The 1,022-nt window shown below is 46.1% G+C and carries 1 tRNA gene and 2 rRNA genes; all 3 read right to left on the reverse strand.

What is annotated here, in order from left to right:
* Nucleotides 1–285 (reverse strand): 23S ribosomal RNA (locus tag DPF90_RS20160); the annotation flags it as partial.
* A gap of 354 nt (nt 286–639) precedes the next feature.
* Nucleotides 640–705, reverse strand: a tRNA-Ala gene (locus DPF90_RS20165).
* A 62-nt stretch (nt 706–767) separates the two neighbouring features.
* Nucleotides 768–1,022, reverse strand: a 16S ribosomal RNA gene (locus DPF90_RS20170); the annotation flags it as partial.

Here is a 1,022-nt window from a genome sequence, read left to right on the forward strand (position 1 = left end):
AACGCGTGTAAAGCTTAAGGGCTAATCCAATTTCGCTCGCCGCTACTTTCGGAATCTCGGTTGATTTCTTTTCCTCGGGGTACTTAGATGTTTCAGTTCCCCCGGTTCGCTCTGTTAACCTATGTATTCAGTTAACAGTAACTGCTTATGCAGTTGGGTTTCCCCATTCGGAAATCCCAGACTCAAATGGTTTTTACTACCTAATCTGGGCTTATCGCAAGTTAATACGTCCTTCATCGCCTCTGACTGCCAAGGCATCCACCGTGTACGCTTAGTCACTTAACCATACAACCCCAAAGAGTCTTGCTTGGTCTTTTGTCTTCCTGCGTTGTTGCTATCGAAATTGGCTCGGTCATGTAGAAAAACCACACTCCCGTCGACCCATTTCTCAGCGCCTAGCCTGAAGGCCAAAATCCACGTCGCAATATTTGGTGTTGTTGTTTAAACAACCAAAGTTGTCTGCAATTATTTAAACATGATGCAGACTCGATTTTGCCGGACTCAAATATAAACAACACACTAAGGTGTTGTTTCCAAGAACACTTGAATGTGTTTATTGGTGTTTATCTTTCGATAAACATTGAGAACTTTACAAACAATCYTATTCACAAGGAATCAAGATTGTTTTGTCAGCTTTCCAAATTAATCGGGATCGAACCGATGACCTCTTCGCTGCCAGCGAAGCGCTCTCCCAGCTGAGCTATAGCCCCATCTCTAAACTTCTAAACCATCAATCTGTGTGGACACTTGTCTCAATAATCATCGTATAAGGAGGTGATCCAGCGCCAGGTTCCCCTAGCGCTACCTTGTTACGACTTCACCCCAGTCATGAACCACAAAGTGGTGAGCGTCCCCCCGAAGGTTAAACTACCCACTTCTTTTGCAGCCCACTCCCATGGTGTGACGGGCGGTGTGTACAAGGCCCGGGAACGCATTCACCGTGGCATTCTGATCCACGATTACTAGCGATTCCGACTTCATGGAGTCGAGTTGCAGACTCCAATCCGGACTACGACGCACTT

This window comes from Vibrio tetraodonis (assembly GCF_003350295.1).
GTDB lineage: Bacteria > Pseudomonadota > Gammaproteobacteria > Enterobacterales > Vibrionaceae > Vibrio > Vibrio tetraodonis.